This is a genomic window from Pseudomonas sp. AN3A02 (genome assembly GCF_011765255.1).
Taxonomy (GTDB): domain Bacteria; phylum Pseudomonadota; class Gammaproteobacteria; order Pseudomonadales; family Pseudomonadaceae; genus Aquipseudomonas.
On record NZ_JAARNI010000002.1, the window covers coordinates 740,854 to 759,009 of the forward strand.

At 61.5% G+C, this 18,156-nt stretch carries 22 protein-coding genes; 3 read left to right on the forward strand and 19 right to left on the reverse strand.

Annotated features, from left to right (window positions below; translation table 11 throughout):
• Nucleotides 1-20: 20 nt before the first annotated feature.
• The 3 genes from HBJ59_RS13210 to HBJ59_RS13220 form a co-directional block, all read right to left on the reverse strand.
• Entirely contained in the window at nucleotides 21-473 is a 453-nt protein-coding gene (locus tag HBJ59_RS13210) for a DUF6124 family protein (protein ID WP_076015759.1), read from the reverse strand.
• A 348-nt stretch (nucleotides 474-821) separates the two neighbouring features.
• Nucleotides 822-1,259 (reverse strand): carboxymuconolactone decarboxylase family protein, encoded by a 438-nt coding sequence (locus HBJ59_RS13215; RefSeq protein ID WP_167663794.1) that lies wholly within the window; start codon nucleotides 1,257-1,259, stop codon nucleotides 822-824.
• A 111-nt stretch (nucleotides 1,260-1,370) separates the two neighbouring features.
• The gene (locus HBJ59_RS13220; RefSeq protein ID WP_167663795.1) at nucleotides 1,371-2,408 is read right to left on the reverse strand and encodes an AraC family transcriptional regulator; all 1,038 of its coding nucleotides are present in this window, start codon (nucleotides 2,406-2,408) and stop codon (nucleotides 1,371-1,373) included.
• 203 nt (nucleotides 2,409-2,611) lie between these two features.
• Between HBJ59_RS13220 and HBJ59_RS13225 the strand changes: the two genes are divergently transcribed.
• Entirely contained in the window at nucleotides 2,612-3,553 is a 942-nt protein-coding gene (locus HBJ59_RS13225; protein ID WP_167663796.1) for a transporter, read from the forward strand.
• Between the two features lie 126 nt (nucleotides 3,554-3,679).
• Here the strand turns inward: HBJ59_RS13225 and HBJ59_RS13230 are convergent, their stop codons facing one another.
• The 5 genes from HBJ59_RS13230 to HBJ59_RS13250 all read right to left on the reverse strand — a co-directional run bounded on the left by HBJ59_RS13230 (nucleotide 3,680) and on the right by HBJ59_RS13250 (nucleotide 8,666).
• Nucleotides 3,680-4,948, reverse strand: coding sequence for a DSD1 family PLP-dependent enzyme (locus HBJ59_RS13230; protein ID WP_167663797.1), 1,269 nt, complete (start codon nucleotides 4,946-4,948; stop codon nucleotides 3,680-3,682).
• On the reverse strand, nucleotides 4,948-6,276 hold the full coding sequence (locus tag HBJ59_RS13235) for a D-arabinono-1,4-lactone oxidase (protein ID WP_167663955.1): 1,329 nt from the start codon (nucleotides 6,274-6,276) through the stop codon (nucleotides 4,948-4,950). The genes HBJ59_RS13230 and HBJ59_RS13235 overlap by 1 nt, the downstream gene beginning before the upstream one ends.
• A gap of 77 nt (nucleotides 6,277-6,353) precedes the next feature.
• Nucleotides 6,354-6,722 (reverse strand): cytochrome c5 family protein, encoded by a 369-nt coding sequence (locus HBJ59_RS13240; protein ID WP_167663798.1) that lies wholly within the window; start codon nucleotides 6,720-6,722, stop codon nucleotides 6,354-6,356.
• Nucleotides 6,723-6,958: 236 nt separating this feature from the next.
• Nucleotides 6,959-7,711 (reverse strand): outer membrane beta-barrel protein, encoded by a 753-nt coding sequence (locus HBJ59_RS13245; RefSeq protein WP_076015765.1) that lies wholly within the window; start codon nucleotides 7,709-7,711, stop codon nucleotides 6,959-6,961.
• Nucleotides 7,712-7,835: 124 nt separating this feature from the next.
• On the reverse strand, nucleotides 7,836-8,666 hold the full coding sequence (locus HBJ59_RS13250; protein WP_167663799.1) for an arylamine N-acetyltransferase: 831 nt from the start codon (nucleotides 8,664-8,666) through the stop codon (nucleotides 7,836-7,838).
• A 158-nt stretch (nucleotides 8,667-8,824) separates the two neighbouring features.
• Between HBJ59_RS13250 and HBJ59_RS13255 the strand changes: the two genes are divergently transcribed.
• On the forward strand, nucleotides 8,825-9,070 hold the full coding sequence (locus HBJ59_RS13255; protein ID WP_063028819.1) for a DUF6555 family protein: 246 nt from the start codon (nucleotides 8,825-8,827) through the stop codon (nucleotides 9,068-9,070).
• Nucleotides 9,071-9,103: 33 nt separating this feature from the next.
• On the opposite strand, the gene HBJ59_RS13260 is transcribed toward HBJ59_RS13255, so the two are convergent.
• A complete protein-coding gene (locus tag HBJ59_RS13260; RefSeq protein ID WP_167663800.1) occupies nucleotides 9,104-9,298 on the reverse strand; it encodes a DUF6021 family protein in 195 nt (64 codons plus the stop codon).
• A gap of 24 nt (nucleotides 9,299-9,322) precedes the next feature.
• Complete coding sequence (locus HBJ59_RS13265; protein ID WP_167663801.1) at nucleotides 9,323-9,496, reverse strand: hypothetical protein; 174 nt, start codon at nucleotides 9,494-9,496, stop codon at nucleotides 9,323-9,325.
• Between the two features lie 153 nt (nucleotides 9,497-9,649).
• On the opposite strand from HBJ59_RS13265, the gene HBJ59_RS13270 reads away from it, so the two are divergent.
• Nucleotides 9,650-10,171, forward strand: coding sequence for a DUF3087 family protein (locus HBJ59_RS13270; protein WP_167663802.1), 522 nt, complete (start codon nucleotides 9,650-9,652; stop codon nucleotides 10,169-10,171).
• A gap of 863 nt (nucleotides 10,172-11,034) precedes the next feature.
• On the opposite strand, the gene HBJ59_RS13275 is transcribed toward HBJ59_RS13270, so the two are convergent.
• The 9 genes from HBJ59_RS13275 to HBJ59_RS13315 all read right to left on the reverse strand — a co-directional run bounded on the left by HBJ59_RS13275 (nucleotide 11,035) and on the right by HBJ59_RS13315 (nucleotide 17,768).
• Nucleotides 11,035-12,165 carry an MFS transporter gene (locus HBJ59_RS13275; RefSeq protein ID WP_167663803.1) on the reverse strand — a complete coding sequence of 377 codons (1,131 nt, stop codon included), beginning with the start codon at nucleotides 12,163-12,165 and terminating at the stop codon, nucleotides 11,035-11,037.
• A gap of 75 nt (nucleotides 12,166-12,240) precedes the next feature.
• Entirely contained in the window at nucleotides 12,241-13,605 is a 1,365-nt protein-coding gene (locus HBJ59_RS13280; protein ID WP_023658995.1) for an MFS transporter, read from the reverse strand.
• A gap of 91 nt (nucleotides 13,606-13,696) precedes the next feature.
• Complete coding sequence (locus HBJ59_RS13285) at nucleotides 13,697-14,233, reverse strand: alpha/beta fold hydrolase (RefSeq protein ID WP_167663804.1); 537 nt, start codon at nucleotides 14,231-14,233, stop codon at nucleotides 13,697-13,699.
• 4 nt (nucleotides 14,234-14,237) lie between these two features.
• Nucleotides 14,238-15,014, reverse strand: coding sequence for a DNA-binding domain-containing protein (locus HBJ59_RS13290; RefSeq protein WP_167663805.1), 777 nt, complete (start codon nucleotides 15,012-15,014; stop codon nucleotides 14,238-14,240).
• Nucleotides 15,011-15,862 (reverse strand): DUF692 domain-containing protein, encoded by an 852-nt coding sequence (locus HBJ59_RS13295; protein WP_167663806.1) that lies wholly within the window; start codon nucleotides 15,860-15,862, stop codon nucleotides 15,011-15,013. Before HBJ59_RS13295 ends, HBJ59_RS13290 begins: the two co-directional genes overlap by 4 nt.
• A 98-nt stretch (nucleotides 15,863-15,960) precedes the next feature.
• Complete coding sequence (locus HBJ59_RS13300; RefSeq protein ID WP_076016069.1) at nucleotides 15,961-16,233, reverse strand: hypothetical protein; 273 nt, start codon at nucleotides 16,231-16,233, stop codon at nucleotides 15,961-15,963.
• A 24-nt stretch (nucleotides 16,234-16,257) separates the two neighbouring features.
• Nucleotides 16,258-17,025, reverse strand: coding sequence for an alpha/beta fold hydrolase (locus HBJ59_RS13305; protein ID WP_076016068.1), 768 nt, complete (start codon nucleotides 17,023-17,025; stop codon nucleotides 16,258-16,260).
• 45 nt (nucleotides 17,026-17,070) lie between these two features.
• Nucleotides 17,071-17,499, reverse strand: a complete 429-nt coding sequence (locus HBJ59_RS13310; RefSeq protein WP_010175348.1) for a DoxX family protein — start codon at nucleotides 17,497-17,499, stop codon at nucleotides 17,071-17,073.
• Entirely contained in the window at nucleotides 17,496-17,768 is a 273-nt protein-coding gene (locus HBJ59_RS13315; protein WP_003211270.1) for a DUF2282 domain-containing protein, read from the reverse strand. The genes HBJ59_RS13310 and HBJ59_RS13315 overlap by 4 nt, the downstream gene beginning before the upstream one ends.
• Between the last annotated feature and the right edge of the window lie 388 nt (nucleotides 17,769-18,156).

The following is an 18,156-nucleotide window of genomic DNA, read 5'->3' on the forward strand; positions in this document are numbered from 1 at the left end:
AAGGTGGGAGCCGTCGAGCTTTAGCGAGGCCGCGATGGCGGTGGCTCAGCCAATATCAATATTGACTGTGCCGCCGCCATCGCAGCCTCGCCGGGGCTCGACAGCTCCCACACTGGATCTGCTTCGTAGGTTGAATACGGTTCCTTAACCGCCTGGACCGGACATTTCTGCTTCATCGCCCGATCAACCAACAATGCCGTCAACTCCAGCAACTGCCCGATGGCCAGTAACTGACAACGTTGCTTGCCGTCCATTGTCTCCGCCAGATCCTGAACAAGGCCGCAGGCGCCATTAAGGGTCTCATAGGCGTTGGCCAGCAGCGCCTCCGTATTGGCGGCAGCATTGATGGAAAACAGAGGAAGGTAGCCGTTGGTGTGTGGCGGGGGTGGAAGAGCGTGATGGGCAGCGCGACTCGCAGCGTCCAACAGCGCTGCTGAATCTTTAGGCGGGGGATTCGGCGTGACTTTGTGCATGACATATCTCCAAGTTTGGCTGGAGCTGCACCTGATCGCCGCGACGCGATGGAAGGTGGCAGCTGTACGCAGGTTCGCGGACCGAGAACTTGGAACTCGGCATACCCGAAGGTATCCCACGCACAGCTGCCATAACACGAAACGCCGAACACCAAAGTGTCCGGCGCAAAGCGGTGGCAATTATGCATCAAGTTAGCGGGCCGCGAAGCCCGGTTGCTGAGTGTCAGCAACCGGGGGAGGTTAATCTGCGGTCCAAATCGAAGCAATCCCGGCATCTCGTGGGAAAATTCTGTGGGCCTGCTACGCAGCCCAGCGGGAGCAAGCGCCCTCGCCACAGGTAACGCGGGGTTATTTAGGCATCTTGCGAAAGCCCACCGCCAGGCGGTTCCAGCTGTTGATGGTGGCGATCGCCACGCTCAGGTCGACTTGCTCTTGCGGGCTGAAGTGGGCGGCCAGTTCGGTGAAGTCGGCATCCGGGGCGTGGGTCTGGCTGAGCAGGGTCAGGCTTTCAGCCCAGGCCAGTGCGGCGCGTTCACGGGGGGTGAAGAACGGCGTTTCACGCCAGGCCGACACGGTGTACAGGCGGCGCTCGGTCTCGCCACCCTTGCGGGCGTCAGCGGTGTGCATGTCGAGGCAGAAGGCGCAGCCGTTGATCTGCGACACACGCAGGCGAATCAACTCCAACAGCGGCAGTTCGATGGACAGTTTGCCGACGGCAGCCTCCAAGGCCAGCATGGCTTTCATGGCGTCCGGGGAGGCGGTGTAGAAGTCGGTACGAGCTTGCATGGTGATACTCCAGAACAGTGGGGATTGGTGTCTAGAGTAGTGAGACGGGTGCGTTGGGCAAATAGCCAATCCGGGGAAAGATCAGGTAGCCAATGGGGCCAATCCTGACGATCACCCCGGCCCTGCGCCTTCGCCACGGAATGCACTGGGGCTCAGCCCGGTCCAGCGCTTGAACGCGCGCCGAAAACTGCGCACATCGCTGTAGCCGACTTCCTCGGTGATCCGTTCGATGGACAACCCCGGGTTGCTCAACAACCCCATGGTCCGCGCCCTGCGCACCTGCTCCAGCAAGCCTTCAAAGGTCAACCCGTGCTCGGTCAGGCGTCGACGCAAGGTACGTCCGCTCATGTTCAGGTCACTGGCGACCTTTTCCAGCTGGCTGCCCTGCAAATCCCGGGAAATCGCGCGCTCCACCGCCTGGATCAAATCCATTTTCTGATGCAACTGGGCGCTTTCCAGCTCCAGCAATTCCAGGGCCTGGCGCAGGGCCAGGGCGTGGTGATTGGGCAGGCGCACGTCCAGCCAGTGGCTGGCCAGGACCATGCGGTTATGCAGGCAACCAAAACGCACATCCGCGCCAAACAACTGGTGATAGTCGGCGACGTAGACGGGCGCAGCGTGGATAAATTCGACCCGCAGCGGCATGAAGCCCTCGCCCACCAGGGCCCGGCCATACACCATCAGGCTGGCGAAGAACTCCTCGGCGGCAAACACCTGCACCTCGGCGTAGGGCAGCAGGCATTCGATATCGACGAACACTTCCTGGTGGCCTTCATGGGTGCGCGAGGTGGCGATACCGCCGGAGGTGTGCTGGTGGCGTTCACCGATGGCGAAGGCATCGCGCAACGTCTTGCACAGCGAAATCACATGGCCAAGCAGGCCCAGGGTACCGAGCACATTCTGATGGCCCACCCACAGGCCCAGCCCTTGGTCGGGCAACACCTTGAGTGCACGCTGGATCATCGCTACCGCCTGGCGATAGGAAATCCGCTGGGCCGGGTCGTCCAGGTCGGCCAGGGTAAATCCCAGGCCACGGCACAGGTGCTCGGCACTCGCGCCCCTTTGCGCGACCACTTGTCCGAGGGTTTGCAGCAGAAATGGCGAGACCAGGGCCAAGTCATAGTGCGGATCAACGGCTTTCCTTTGCATGGGTGTTCGATTCCCGACTGAGTGCTTCAGTTCTTGTTTTTGAAACATCCTGACAATCATAGGCGCTTGCAAGAACTGCTGCACTCTGGATGAAAGCTGTCCGCCAAAGTCCCCCTATGTGGCCGCCAATACCCTGCCCCGCTGGCCGTTCAGGGCTTATTTCTATAGGTAGCGTCGCCCTAACAATAATAATGAGCCCAGCCATGAACCCGACCCGTGCGTTTTACCCCGTGCAACTCGCCCTGTTGACCCTCATCAGCCTGCCGGCCCTGGCCACCGAAGGCGGCGTCGACAACATCGGCCCCGGCACCGATGGCTTCTACATCCTGCCGCTGGACGTCAACAACCTGCCGGACCACATGTTCGCCTTCAACATTTACTACAACCATTACGAGGCCAAGAAACTCGATATCAGCTCGTTGGGTGGCAAGGTGCCAGACGTGAAGATCAAGTCCGATGCGATCATCCCGCGCCTGGATTACCTCAGCCCGCTGCGGGTGTTCGGCGGGCGCCTGGGCGGCTACATCGCCCAGCCGTACCTGAAGCAACAGGTGTCGCTGTTCGGCATGTCCGACACTCGGGAAAGCATGGGCGACACTACGGTGGCGCCGATCATCCTCTGGGACCTGGGCAAGAACCTGACCGTGGGCACCGCCCTGGAAATCACCCTGCCCACCGGTGAGTACGACGCCACGCGCCTGGCCAATACCAGCAACAATTTCTACACCTACAAGCCGCTGGTGTCGGCGACCTGGTTGCCCAATGAGCGCACCGAGCTGTCGATCAAGACCACCTATAGTTTCAACAAGGAAAACCCCGATACTCATTACCGTTCGGGACAGATTTTTCACTTCGATTATTCGGCCAGCTACAAGGTGACGGATAACCTCAGCCTTGGGCTCAACGGTTATTACCTCAAGCAGACCACCGACGATAAGCAGTACGGGCGTACCGTGGTGAACATCTACGGCGAGGATGTGGATGACGGGGTCAAGGGCCAGGTGTTTGCGATCGGTCCGGCGGTGTATTTCACCTTCCTCAAGTACGCGAGTGCCGAGGTGCGCTGGGCCAAGGAGTTTGATGTACAGAACCGGCCGGAAGGCGACATGTTGTGGGCGAAGTTGACGATTCCGTTTGCCCTGTAACCCGGCAAAAACTGTAGGAGCGAGCTTGCTCGCGAAAAACGTCAACGATAACGCGGTCTGCTGGAAGACCCGCGTCGTCCTTGGGTTTTTCGCGAACAAGCTCGCTCCTACAGTGGGACGGCGTTGTCAGGTGTAGACCGGCCAGGTATCGACGATTTTCCCGCCCCGCACTGCCAGCAAATCCCCGAACTGCAACAGCACAAACTCGCTCTGGGTCGGGCGCAGAAACACCTGGTCATCCACGTTCAGCCCCACTTTGGGCGAGCCATTGACCATCTCCTGATTGGAGCTGCGCCCGTACAGGTCATTACTCTGCAAGCCCTGGGGCGATTCAAACTCGGCCATCCAGTTCCCCCCATAAATAAAGAACGTGGCGCGCTGATTCGCATCCCACCACGAGAACAACCGCGACTTGCCGTCCAGCGCCGGGATATCCACCGGCCCGGTGCTTTTCAACACGGGCGTGGCGATATAGGCCGCCGGCACATGCTCACTCAGCGACGGCAAGTCATAGTGCGTCGGCTTGAGCAACGCGGTGCCCACCGACACCTCGCTGCTGAGCTTTTCCTGCTCGTGAATGCGATAGCTCGGGCTGCCCGCCGTGTTCAATGTCAGCCCGTCACGCCACAGCGGCGCAAAGTGCTGGCGGGTGTAATCCACGTAGCCGTTGTAGCGCTGCATGACCTTGTCGAACAGCGCCTGGGGCGAGCCGAGGATTCCCGGCACGCCCATGCCCACGAACGGGTCGTAGCCCATAAACCCGCTGAACTCCAGCTGCTGCGGATGCGCGCTGATCATCGTCAGCATCTGCCCCAGCACCGCGTTGTCGCTGATGCCGCCGCGATGCAGGCCCACATCCAGCTCGATATTGACTCGCAACTTGGTGCCCAACCCCTGGGCCAGCGACAGGTATTGCTGCAGGCGCTCGGGCGTGTCCAGCAGCCATTGCAGCTGTCGGGACGGGTCGAACGGGCCTTTGTGGGTCTGATAAAACAGCTCGGCCGAACGCACCGGCAACGGCTTGCCCAGCAGGATGTCAGCGTCGGGAAAGACCTGGGCGTCGTGGTTCAGAAATGGCTGGTGAAACGACATCAGGCGCTGGGTGCCGGCACGCTTGGCGATGTAGGCCAGCAGCCCCGGCGACGGCAGGGATTTCTCCACCAGCCGCAGGTGTTTGCCGCCGCGCTGCACCGACTGCATCACCACGTCGATGTTGTGGTCCAGCTTGTCCAGGTCGATCAGCATCACCGGGCGCATCGGCCCATGGGCCTTGAGTTCCTGGTTGAGGCTACGGAAATACTCGGTGTACGGGCTGCCCCGGTCGCCCGGCCTGAGCAAAATCGCACCACCCACCAGCAACACGCCGGTACCGAGCATGAAATGTCTGCGGTTCATCAGGCCACTCCCAAAATTGATGACAGGTGCGCATTGAGGAATTTGCCGCTGGGGTCCAGCTCGCGGCGCACCCGGCTGAATTCTTCCCAGCGCGGATACAGCGGCTGCAAGGTGCGCGCGTTGAGGGCGTGCAACTTGCCCCAGTGCGGGCGGCCGGCGTATTTCCAGAAGATCGGTTCCACGGCGGCGAAGAAATTGTGGTGGTCCATGGTGTAGTGCTGGTGCACGGAGATCGAACAGCTGTCGCGGCCCTCGAACATGCTCAGCGGAATGTCATCGGCCTTGACGTAGCGGTATTCGATGGGAAACCAGGTGCGCAGGTCCTTGTCGTTGATCAGCTTGAGGATTTCCCGCAGGCAGGCCGGGCCGTGTTCGGCGGGCACCGAATATTCCATCTCGTTGAAGCGCACATTGCGCACGTTGGCGTACACCTGGAACGACTCGGCCACGCGGTCATCGAAGCTGGCGAAAAAGCGCAGGCTGTTGAGCAAGGCGCGGCGGGCGTCGGGGAAATCGCTGCCGTATTTGTCGAGTTTTTCGATGATCGACACAAACTCGTTGCCGCCCGCCTCCGCCGGGTCGATGGGCGGGGTTTCGGGGTCGGTGGTTTCATTCAGGGCGATGGACAGCGCGTAGTCGGAGTGGGTCACCACGAGCATTTCCCAGTGCTGGTTTTCCCGGGTGTTTTTTGCCACGTCCTCCAGCAGTTCTTCAGTCTTGGCGATCCATTGGCGCTCTCGCAGGCGGTAGGTTGCGCGGTTTTGCAGGCGGACCTGGGTGGCCACGCCGAGAGCACCGAGGGACACTCGCGCGGCGCTGAACACTTCGGGGTGGCGGTTGGCGTCGCAGTCCAGCACCTCGCCCTGGGCGGTCACCAGTTGCAGGCCGGTGATGCAACCGGAATACGAGGTGAAGCCCACGCCGGTACCATGAGTCGAGGTGGAGATGGCACCGGCCAGGGTCTGGTAGTCGATATCCGCCATGTTCGGCAGCGCCTGGCCCACGTCCTTCAATGCCTGGCCCATGCGCGACATCGGCGTGCCGGCGGCGAAGGTGGCCTGCAAGGTGTGCGGATCGTGCTCCAGCAGACCGTTGAAATAACTCAGGGACAGCAGCGTGCCGTCGGTGGGCACCAGCGCACTGAACGAATGGCCCGAGCCCACCGGCCGCACCTTGCCCGGTGCCTGGCGGATGACCTGCACCAGTTCATCGAGGTTCTTCGGCGCCAGCCGGGCCAGGGGCAAACAGGTTTGCGCCCCCGACCAGTTGCGCCAGGGAATCAGCCGCGGTGCCCGGGCCAACTGGGCCAGCACCGGGTTACTGGTCAATGCCATGAACGCGCCGGCTACCGCGCCGCGTTGCAATAATTCTCGCCGTGAAAGCGCCATCGCCTACCCCGTTATTCTTATTGGATGTGTCGGCCCGACATAAAGCTGATCAGCCCCAGGAATTGCTCTTCGGAGCACTGCACGCACAGGCCCATCGGGGGCATGCCGTTGTAACCGTTGATGGTGTGGTCCAGCAGGGTGTCCGGGCCCTGGGCGATGCGCGGGCTCCAGGCCGGGCCGTCACCGGTCAGCGGAGCGCCGGAGGCCGGGTTGGCGTGGCACAGCTTGCAACTGCTGTCGTAGACCTGGGCCAGGGCTGAATCGCCGGGCATTGCATTGGCCGCCGTGGCACGTTCGGGGGGATGTTTCGGTTTGTCGTCACAGGCTGTCAGCAGGCAGGTCACCGCCAGCAGCAGACTGATGCGACGGGGGTTGATTGCCCGCATAGCCACCTTTTCTCTTATTGTGTGAAAGCGTGATCCACACTAAGGCAGCCAGGGCGCGGCGTTGAGGGTATTGGGGGACAGAAAGGGGGGCTTGGGCGGACAGTTGATTGAGCAGCAACGCCGATCAAATGTGGGAGCGGGCTTGCTCGCGAATGCGGTGTATCAGTAACAGATCTGATGACTGACACACCGCATTCGCGAGCAAGCCCGCTCCCACAGTTAGAATCGAGGTGGGCTTAGAACGCGATACCGACCTTGAACCCATACTCGTCACGCTTGAGCTTGGTGTTGTCGGCTACGTACGAGTCGCCATCGAGCTTGTACTCGGTGCGGGTGTAGTACAGGCCCGCCATCACCGGCAGGTCGCCTTTCTGGTTCATCAGCAGGCTGACTTCGGCGTACGGGTTGGTGCGGTCCTTCAGGTCCACGGTGTCGCTGCCGATGCCGTCGACCTTGAGCTTGGCGCGGCCGTCGATGGTATGACGGGCACCCAGTTCAACACGCATGGTCATGTCGTCGAACTGGTGGTTGTAGCCCAGGGCCGCCTTGGCGAACGGCGATTTGTTGGTGAGTTTCATGTCGTAGTCGCCCGAGTCCGGCTCGTAGCGGGTCCAGCTGTAGCCGCCACCCACCAGCACGTCGACGAAGTTGCGTGCGTCCAGCGCGGCACGCCAGCCGAGGTCGAGGTCGGCCTGGCCTTCCTTGAGCTTGTTGTCGCTCTTCTCGCCGTACTTGGCCTCGATACCGGCCTGGTAGATAAAGCCCGATTCAGCCGTCAGCTTGTTGCCGAAGTTGTAGAACAGGCCGGCTTCAGGCATGTGGTCCTTGTCGCTCTGGCTACCGCCTTCGAGTTTGAAGTCGTTGTAGCTGCCGAGGATACCGAAGGTGGAAATCGGGTCAGTCGGCGCTGCGGCGAACACCACACCAGGTGCTGCAATCAGGGCCAGGACCGAGGAATTCTTGAGGATTTTTCCGAATAGTTTGGACATCGTTTTACGTCTCCATTGTAGGTGGCAAATTATTCAGGAAACGCTTCGAACCCTCGTTTTGACGAAAGGTTCGAATTAATTTGCGCCTTTTTTGAAAGTAAAACGATTCAGCGGAGGCTCTATATCAAGCCTCTTGGACATTGGCCAGTAAACCAGCGACGATTGGCCGCAACTGTGGATGCTCCGGCAGGCGAATGCCAAAGCTGGCTTGCAGCAGCGTCAGCAGCTCGTCCACATCCTCGATGGCGCGCTTCTCGCTGGCCCGGTCCAGGTAGTGAACCGCGTACTGGCCATTGTTCAGGGTGCGGCGAAATCCCGGGCCGATCAGCGCGACTTTCAACTGACCGAAGAACGGTGAGTCCGGATGGGTGGAGACGTACCAGTTGCCGATTTCGTAGTCGATGCGCGACTGCAACTGCAGGTCGAACACATACAAGCCGCGCCACTCACCGGCGACCTGCGCCCACAAGGTGTAGCTGCCCTCGTTCAGGCTCAGGCGATAGGGTTCATGGGCCGTGGCCTGGGTAGCGTCGGTGTCCAGTTGCAACGGGCTGGTGGGCACCATGCCACCAAAGCCGACATCGCTGATGTAACGCATGCCGTCCAGGGTCACCAGGCTCAGGCGATGGGTGCGCCCCGTCAGCGCATCGGGCGGCCCGCCCATCACCACGCGACCCGTGATGCCCCGCGCGTCGAAGCCCAATTCCTGCAACAAGGCCAGGAACATCTGGTTCAGCTCGTAGCAATAACCACCGCGCCCGTCGAACAGGACTTTGTGCTCGACACTGGGTAAATCGATGGGCACAGGTGCATGCAACAAGGTCGACAGGCTTTCAAACGCGAAGGTACTGACGTGGCGCAACTGCAGATCCTGCAGGGTTTGCAGAGTGGGCGGCGGCGGCGTGTCGTAGCCCAGACGTTGCAGGTAGAGGCGGCTGTGGGTCAGCTCTGGCATGACGCGATCCTGGAGTCGTTGGCGAACGCATCACTAATACCCTGAAGGTGGCTATTTGCCAAATGTGATTTGAATCAAATGCAAGCCCTCAGATGCAGAAACTTTCTGAACCTTTCTGAACTGTTTTATATCCATTCACTACAAGACAGGGAGGCATCATGAGTACCGCAATGATCTACACCATCCACTACTTGCTACACGGCGAACCGAAAACCTTTGTGGTGCGTGCCGAGGTCATGAACAACGCCGAAGCGTGGCATTGGGCGGCCGTTGACGCCGACATTGCCCACGTGGGGCGGATAGGCCGACCGGGCCATGAGCGGGTGAAAAAAACCACTCGGCCCTGGGCGGAGAAGTTCGGCATCACCGAGGTGACCTGGGTAGCCCCGAAACGGCTTGGCTGATGAAAAAAGCCCCGCTCGATGGCGGGGCTCATTTCACGGTTTCAGATCACCCAAGGGATCATAGGCCGGCTTCTTGCCGGTTTTTTCAGGCTTGTCCAACGGTGCAATCGCGGGCCCTACCGGGTCGACCTGCGGGTCGGCGACGTCCGGGGAATCGGGGTCGAAATCCAAGTCGTCCTTGCCGCTGGAATGCTCTGATGAATGCGGGCCGCTTGTACTATTAGTCATAACTCTCTCCTTGGCGCGCCGGGTTTACAGCGGGCGGGCCTTGTCGTGCAGGTTTTCCAGGTCTTCTTCGACCCGCTCTTCGTCGTCTTGCCGTTCGGCGGGATCGTTGGGGCGCAGGGCGTCGTTGTCGCGCTCCTCTTCGCCGGGGGTGCGGTCGGGGTTGGGTGTGCCGGGCGGCTGTTGCTGGTACCGGGTCATGGTTCACCTCGCTTGGGGGTCGGTTGCCTACGAGGTTTAGAGAAATTGCTGTGTGCCATCGTTCAACCTGATTACCGTCACTCCGACGGGCGAAGCATGAGAAGATGCCGGCCGATGCGATACCCCTACTTTGCCCATGGAGACTGCACCCGGATGTTTGAGCTAAAACCCTGCGACCCGATTACCTTTCGCCAGCAGACCCGCCGCAGCACGCTGATCGTCGCGGGGCTGTTTGTGGTGTTGGCGATGGTGCTTTCCAGCCTGGCGGTGATGGTGTTTGGCGAGCCTGGGGGGGATAACTTTCGCTTCAACGTGGGTGGGGTGTTTGCCGGGGTATTGATTACCGTGGGGCTGGTGCGGGGGCCGTTCTGGAGCCAGGCGTGGCTGGCGCCGGCGGTGTATGGGTGGCAGCTCAAGCGCAGTTTGATGAGTGTGACGAACGTGATGCACAAGGTGACTGACGGGGTGAAGGTGAATGATCCGGTGGCGATCAAGTTGCTGCGGTTTTATCACCTTGGGTTGATGCAGATGCACGAGCTGGACGCCAATTCGAGTTCTCAGGCGCAGTTGGTGCGGGAGGTTGATGAGCACCTGGAGAGGATGCGGGGGTTGGGGATTGAGCCTGACCAGACGCGGTTGGATCCGGGGTGGGTTGAGGCTGTTAAGGCTCGCTGATTGGGAGGGCATATCCGTTGCTGCGGTAACGGCCGCCTATGGTTCCGCTCTTACAGCGGCTCACTTTTGAACAGCGCAAAAGTAAGCAAAACGCTCTTGCCCCACCACTCGGCACCTCGCTAATGCTCGGTGTGCCCTCACTCCGGCTTTGGACCGTGGGCCGCCGTCATGGGCCATCCCTGGCCCAGGACGGCTAACCTGGCGTCCTGCCAGGTTACCCACGCTCCAAACCCTGCGTTCGGCCAGCGTGGTTTAACGGGGCGCCTAAGATCAAGATCACAAGCAGATCAAGAGCACAGCGGCCTACCGGCCGGCTTGAGTGTGGTGAAGCAACAGCAACAGCAACAGCGAAATCAGAAGCTAAAGCGGGCACGGTCCAAATGTGGGAGCGGGCTTGCTCGCGAAGGTCGTTAACGATGACGATGGCATTCTGGATGAACGCGGCGTTCTCAGGTTTTTCGCGAGCAAGCCCGCTCCCACAGAAAAGCAGCTCTGCTTTCGCTCTGGATCTTGCCTCTGCTTCTAACACTCAAGCCGGCCGGTAGGCCGCTGTGCTCTGCTTTTGATCTGCTTGTGATCTTGATCTGCGGGCCCCGTTAACCACGATGGCCGCAAGTAGGCACGGTGGAGCGGGTAAATCGGCAGGGAAGCCGATTTAGCCGCGCCGGGCCATGGATGGCCCGTCGCGGCGGCCCGCGGAATCGGGCCGGAGTGCGGGCATGCCGAGCCTGGGCGAGGCACCGAGTGGTGGGGCAAAGACCTTTTGGTTACTTTTGGGGCGTTTGCCAAAAGTGACCCGCTGTAAGAGCGGAACCCTAAGTGGCCGTTACCGAAGAAACGGATATGTACTCAATCCCCACATCTCATGCTAACCCCCTCGCCCGCCAGCAAAACACCGCACTAACCGCAATCGCCGCCCCCGCCACGCCAAACACCCAAGGCGCCGACGCCACCGGCAACAACAACCCCGCCAGCAATGGCCCAAGCCCCGCCCCCACATCCCGCCAAACCGCATTCGACGCCAACGCAGAAACCCGCATCGCCCCCGGATTACGCTCCGCCACCAACGTCGTCACCAGCGGCAACTGCAACGCGCGCAACACCAACACCGCCGCCGCCCCCACAATCACCCAGTGACTACCAAACGCCCCCAACGCCAACGCACTAAGAAACGAAAACAGCAACAACATCGAAGTAGCACCAAACTGCTGAGCGAAGCGCCCCCCTAGCGGACTCAGAAGCAACTCCGAAACATATCGCAGCGCCATCAACCCACCGGCAATCAATACCGCATTCCCACCCAGCATCTTCTGCGCCTGAATCGACAAACCAAAGATAAACAGCCCATCCAGCGCCACCCCTTCGATAAACGACCAGGTCGCCACACTGTCAGGCAACTTGAACCGCCGCCCCGGCGTGCCATGCAAATTGTGACCCGCAGTCGGCAACCCCCGCGCCATCCACAACCCCACCAGGCAACACACCGCCAGAATCCAAAAGATCGGCCGCGGCCCCACCTGTAACGTCAGCCACCCACCCAACGGCAAAGCCAGCATCGGCCCCAGGGCAATCAACGCCCGCGACCGCCCCGCCCGCCACGCTGCACCCAGCGGTTCAGAGGTGGCCAACACTTGAGTGGAAAGGTTCAACGCAGCAAAACACAGCCCCCAGACCAACCGCAGCCCGAGCAAGGCCGCAAAGCCGGACAGCATCGAGTTGCCAAGGGCACACACCGCCGCCGCGCCGGCGGCGATGGAGCACGTCAGCCGATCACCGTTGCGGGCATAGAAATTCAGAACATGCTTGTAGCCGAAGATCCGCACCAGGCGGTTGGCCGCCAGCAGCACCCCGGCCTGGGCCAGGGTGATACCAAACGCCTGGGACTCCATCGGCAGCACCAGGTACAGCAACACATCACTGGGCAGGCACAGGCCAAGGGTCAGCGCGGCACGGCGGGAGTGGGAATCAGCACTGCGTTGGGCCAGATCAGACATAAAGGCTGAAACATTCAGAATTATTTAGACGGCCACGGTAGCCGCCTACCTCAATGTTTTACAAGGCCCAAATAATTAAACCTTGGCGCCGTCCTGCATCAGGCGCAACCCGCTGGCCACCGCGCCCACCAGTGCGAACCCGCACCCCAGCCACAACGCGTACTGCGGACCGCTGCTCAGGGACAGGTGGAAGCACAACGCCACCAGCGAAGCGCCGAGTGTCTGCCCCATCAACCGCGACGTGGCGACGATCCCGCTGGCACCGCCACTGCGGGCGATAGGCGCACTGGTCATGATCGCCTTGAGGTTGGGCGACTGGAAGAAACCAAACCCGGCGCCGCACAGGGCCATGCGCCAGCCGATATCGAAGGTCGAGGCGTCGTTGCCCAGGGTCGCCAACGAGGCCATGCCCGCGCTCAACATCACCAGGCCGATGCCACACAGCAACGCCAGGGAGATACGGTCCGCCAGCCGGCCGGCAATCAGCGCCATCACTGCCACCACCGCCGGCCACGGCGTCATCAGGAAGCCGGTGGCCACCTGGCTGTGACCCAGCACCGTTTGCAACAGGAATGGCAGCGACACAAACGCCAGGCCCTGGGCGCTGAACGCGCAAATCGCGGTGAGGGCCGACAAGGTGAACAGCGGGCGCTTGAACAAGTCCACCGCCAGCATCGGCGCCGGGTGCCCGGCCTGACGGCGGATCAGCAACAGCCCGCACAGCAGCGCCACGGCGATCAGTCCCAGGGTCAACACCGCCTGCGCGCCGTGCACCGCCGAACCCAGGCCCAGCACCAGCAGGGCGAACAACCCGGCGCAGAGAATCGCCGCCAGCCGGTCGAAGGCATGCCCGGTGATCGGGATCACCGGAATCGCACGCACCCCCAGCCACAAAGCCAATGCGCCCAGAGGCAGGTTGATCAGGTACAACCAGTGCCAGGTGGCCACCGACAGAATCGCCGACGCCGCCGTAGGCCCCAGGGTAAAGGCCAGCCCCACCACCAGCGAGTTATACCCCAGCCCCCGGCCGAGTATTTTTGCCGGGTAGATATGCCGCAACAGCGCAATGTTCACGCTCATGATCGCCGCCGCGCCCAGGCCCTGCACCACCCGGGCGGCAGTCAGCGTCGGCAGCGACCAAGCCAGCCCGCAGAACAGAGACGCCACTACAAACACCAGCAAGCCGCCGAGGAACACCCGGCGGTGGCCGACCACATCACTCAGGGAAGCAAAGGGCAGCACCGCAGCGATGGTCGCCAACTGGTAGGCATTGACCACCCAGATTACCGAGGCGGAGTCGGTGCCAATGCCTTCGGCCAGGGTCGGCAACGCGGTGTTGACGATGGCCGTGTCGAGGGTCGCCATGCCGATCCCCAGGGAAATGGCGACAACCGCCGCGAGACGTTTATCACTGGGCAACCCATCAGCTACTGAAGACATGGACAATCCGCACACGTGGTAAGGCCTCTAGATTACGGGCAGCGGCCTTTTTTTTCAGCGGGCAAATGCGCGGCTGTCCAAATATTCATGTTCAGGTGCGCCAGCTGCCCATCCGGGCCATCTGCACCAGCACCTCGGCCAGGGCGGGCTGCGGCGCGCTGTTGACGGTGACCAGCGCTACACAGCGGCTCGGCCGCAAGGTGGCCGCTGCCGTGACGGCACGGCCGCCGAGATCGAACCCACCCAGCACCGCTTCAGGGATGTGCAAGGCGTTCATCAGGTCCAGCACGTCCTGGCCGAGAACGACTTCCTGAGTGACGGCGGGCGCAGCCTTGTCCAGTTGCGTGGTGCTGCCATGGCCCCGCAGGTACGGGATGACCACCCGAAAGCCCTGGGACACCAGATGCGGCGCGACCTCGGCAAAACGCTCAAGGTCGCCGTCAGCACCATGCAGCAAAATGACCGGCCGGCCGTCTTCCGGGCCGGCTTCGTAGTAGCCGATATCCAGCAGGTCGGTGCTGACCTGGCGAATCGTCCAACGCGCAGGCGCCGCCAATACCGGCAGTGACAGCGCGACCGAGGCAATGGCGCTGGAAATCAGAAAGCGACGACGATTGAAAAAAGACATGGGTTTATAGCTCCGAAAAATACGCCACAGGAAGGTCGTCAACGACCCCCACGATCAACTCACTGCCGATCCAGCCGGCCAGCCACTCACCGGCTTGCGCCACGCCCTCCTCTTCCCCCAGGCGCTCCACCAGAAACTCGCACAGCCCGGCAAAACTGCCGTCGCCTTGCAGATGCACCAACGCCTGGAATTCCAGGGCCTCGACTTGCCGCAAGCGCGAGGTGAACTGCCGACGCCACACCAGCAACCCACCGGCCTCGGCCAGCATCACCGCCTCGGGCGCCGGGGTTTGCTGCCACAACGCCGACCAGATCGCCTCGGCGTTGGTGGTCAGCCGGTGGCAACGCAGCGACGGCGTGAGTTGCAGGCGTGCCGTGTCCCAATCCACCGCCGCCAGCACATCCATGGGCAACGGGCTGGCATCGGCGGCGACAAATGCCTCGTTGAGCGACGACTGGATCCAGGCCAGTTCATGCACGTCGGGATTGTTGGGGAACCGTTCACCCAGGGTCAGGTGAAAGCCCTCGGGATAGACGTCCAGGGTCCAGGCATGGGGCGGATGCCGGTCGATATGGCTGACGCACGCAGCCAGAAACGCCTCATCCCCCAGCCAGCGCCGCAGGTTGGGAAATGCCTGCTCCAGGCAACCCACCAACTGCGCGCGGTAGTTGTTCTGGTAAACCGCCAGGCCTGCGGCCTTGTTACCCAGCAACTGGGCCGACTCGTCCGAGGCACTCACCAGCCAGGTGTGAAACGCCTGCTGCCATTGGGCGAGATTCATGAGCGCACCTGCGCACGCTTGCAGGCCTCGGAAGCCCCCAGCATACGGGCGATGGACAGTTCCTCCAGCAGCTCGGCCAAGGGCGGAATCTCGTCATCGCGCTCGATCATCGTGGCGACCGGACCGAGCAACGCAACGGCCTTGGCATACAAATCCCAGACCCCGTCACACACCGGGCTGTCATGGCTGTCGATCAGCAAATCGCGGCCCTGACTGTGCCCGGCCAGGTGAATCTGCCGCACCCGCTCGACCGGAACCCCATCGAGAAAGGCCAGGGCGTCGAAGCCATGGTTGCTGGCACTGACAAACACATTGTTGACGTCCAGCAACAGCTCGCAGCCGGTGCGCCGGGACATGGCGGCGATGAATTCCCACTCGCTCATGGATGCGCCATCAAAGGCCAGGTAGCTGGACGGGTTTTCAAACAGCATCGCGCGGCCCAACACGTCCTGAGCCATGTCGATATTGGCGCAGACCCGGTCCAGTGCCTCATCGGTATAAGGCACCGGCAGCAAGTCATGGGAGTTGAAGCCTCCACTGCGGGACCAGCTCAGGTGGTCGGACACAAACAGCGGTTCGATCTCGTCCACCAGCGACTTGAGGCGCTTCAAGTAATCGCGATCAAGGCCCTCGGCGGTGCCGATCGACATCGACACCCCATGCAGCGCCACCGGATACCGCTCACGAATCTGGCGCAGGATATGCCGGGGCTGACCGCCCGCGACCATGAAATTCTCGGAGATCACTTCAACGAAATCCACCGCCACCGGGGTCTCCAGGAACTCACTGTAGTGCTCCTTGCGCAGCCCCAGGCCATAGCCCGGAAAACGCGGGTTGGGTGTCGGCATCACATGGTCTCCGTTAAAAAACTGTAGGAGCGAGCTTGCTCGCGAAAAACCCGAGAACAACGCGGGCTGCCAAGCAACCCACGTCATCGTTAACGGTCTTACTTCGGCTCAGTCGTGGTACCGCCCAGCTTCAAGCACTCAGACGGAGTCTTAACGACAACGCCCTCACCCTTGCAGCTGTTGAGACCCTTGCAATCGTTCTTGGCCGTGGCGCACAGGCTTTCGCCTTTGCAGTTGTTCACGCCGTAGCAGCGACCCGGCTGTTCCGGCTGGTCGGCGGCGCTGGCGGCAGCGGCAAAAGACGCCGACGCCATGGCGATCAGGGCGGCAGCAGTAGCAAGACTCAAACGGGATTTAATGGATGTGCTCATGGGTATTACTCCTCAGGGTGGGGTTTATTTGATGACGGATGCAGCGTCTTCGATGACCTTCGCCACAGCCTCGGGCTGGGAGATGTACACCGAGTGGCTGGCCTTGATTTCAGTGACTTTCGAGCCGGCGCGCTTGTACATCCAGCGCTGCAGATCGGGGCTCAGAGCACGGTCTTCGGTGGACACCACGGCGTAGGTCGGTTTCTTGTGCCAGGCCGCAGCCCACACGGTGCCGCCGAACAGCGCAGTGGTGGCCGGCACCTGGGAGGCGGCCATGAAGTCGGTGCGGTTGGTGGTCAGGTCGGCAGCAAAGTCGGCATTGAATTTGGTGCGATCAAAGAACAGGTGCCCGTCGCGGGTCTGCTTGACGTCATTGCTCGGCGCCGGCATCGAAGACAGCAGTTGGCTCATGTTCTCGCCGACTTCCGGTTGCAGGGCGGAGACATAGACCATCGACTTGACCTTGTCGCGGTCACCGGCAATCGAGATCACCCCGCCGCCGGAACTGTGACCCACCAGCACCACCGGGCCGACTTGCTGTTCCAGCACCTCGCGGGCCTCGGCCACGTCGGCGGCGAGGCTTTCATGGCCCTGATGCACCACGGTGACCTTGTAGCCCTTGTGAATCAGGATGTCGTGCACCACTCGCCAGCCGGAGCCGTCGACGAAGGAACCGGGCACGATCACCACGCTTTTACCGGTGCCCGGCTGAGGCTTGGCTGCATCGGCGGCCGAGGCCACTAACGGTGCAGCGAGTGCCATGGCGATCGCCAGGGAAGAAAGAATACGCATGCGACTCTCCACAGGCCTTGGGGCCTGATCATTGTTGTGAAAGGGTTAACGGCGTTGGCCGGACAACACGCGGTCCAGTGACCAGGCCCCGCCGCCATACGCCAGCAGCGGCAACAACAGCCCGGCCCAGGTCAGGTGGGTCGGCCAGGCATCGGGGTACACGAACACCTCGATCACCAGGGTCATGCCCAACAGCGCGGCGGCCGCCGGGCGGGTCAGCAGGCCCAGCACCAGCAACAGCGGGAACAGATGCTCGGCGTAGGTCGCCAGGTGTGCCGCCCAATCCGGCGGCACCAGCGGCAAGGCGTATTCCGAGCGAAACAAGGTGTAGGTCGACGGCTTGAGTTGCAGAAAACCGGTCACCTTGGTGCGGCCCGAGAGGAAAAACACCGAAGCGATACCCACGCGAGCCACCAGCAACAGCAGCGCCTCAGGCAGCACACGCTTGAGCACCGCAGGGGCCAGGGCAATCATGGTTGTTCCGTCAGGCTGCCGAAGCCTTTGGGGGTTTTGATCTGGGTGCAGGTGCCTTTGTCCACCAGCACCCAGGCGTTGCCCTGGTAATCCGCCTTGGCGGTACCGGCGCAGGAAGTCCCGGCACCGGCGGCGCAATCGTTGGCACCGGCGAGGGACACGCCGAAGCATTTCTCCTGAGGCTTGGCATCCTCGGCATGGGCGGTGGCGGCGAAGGCACCGAGGGACAGTGCGAGGGTGGCAGCAAGGGCCGCGTAGTGGCGCTTCATGGTTGAATCTCCTGGCTTGACTGAATGTGGCCAGGGCGCTTGTGCGGTGCGTGACCACTTGCGCCATCTGGTAGACAGATTTAAAGCCAGGCGTGTATCCCGTCTGTGTCGCGTTCCCTCCTGCTAATCATGCCGCTGTATCAGATGGGTGCTGATACACAGTCTGATACACAGCCAAAAAAACCGCGCCAAACCACCACCGTTTTATTCGGCATCCCGAACGACACAATTAGAAATATTCGCCTTTCCGAACACTCCTCTCTCGCCGCCTCCGACGACCTTAAAAATCACCATAAATTTCATACGGTTGTTGTCATCTTTGTTACATGCCAACTGGCATACATTCTGCTACATCAGGTTTTCTAGTAATAAAATGTTTCTGAATTGA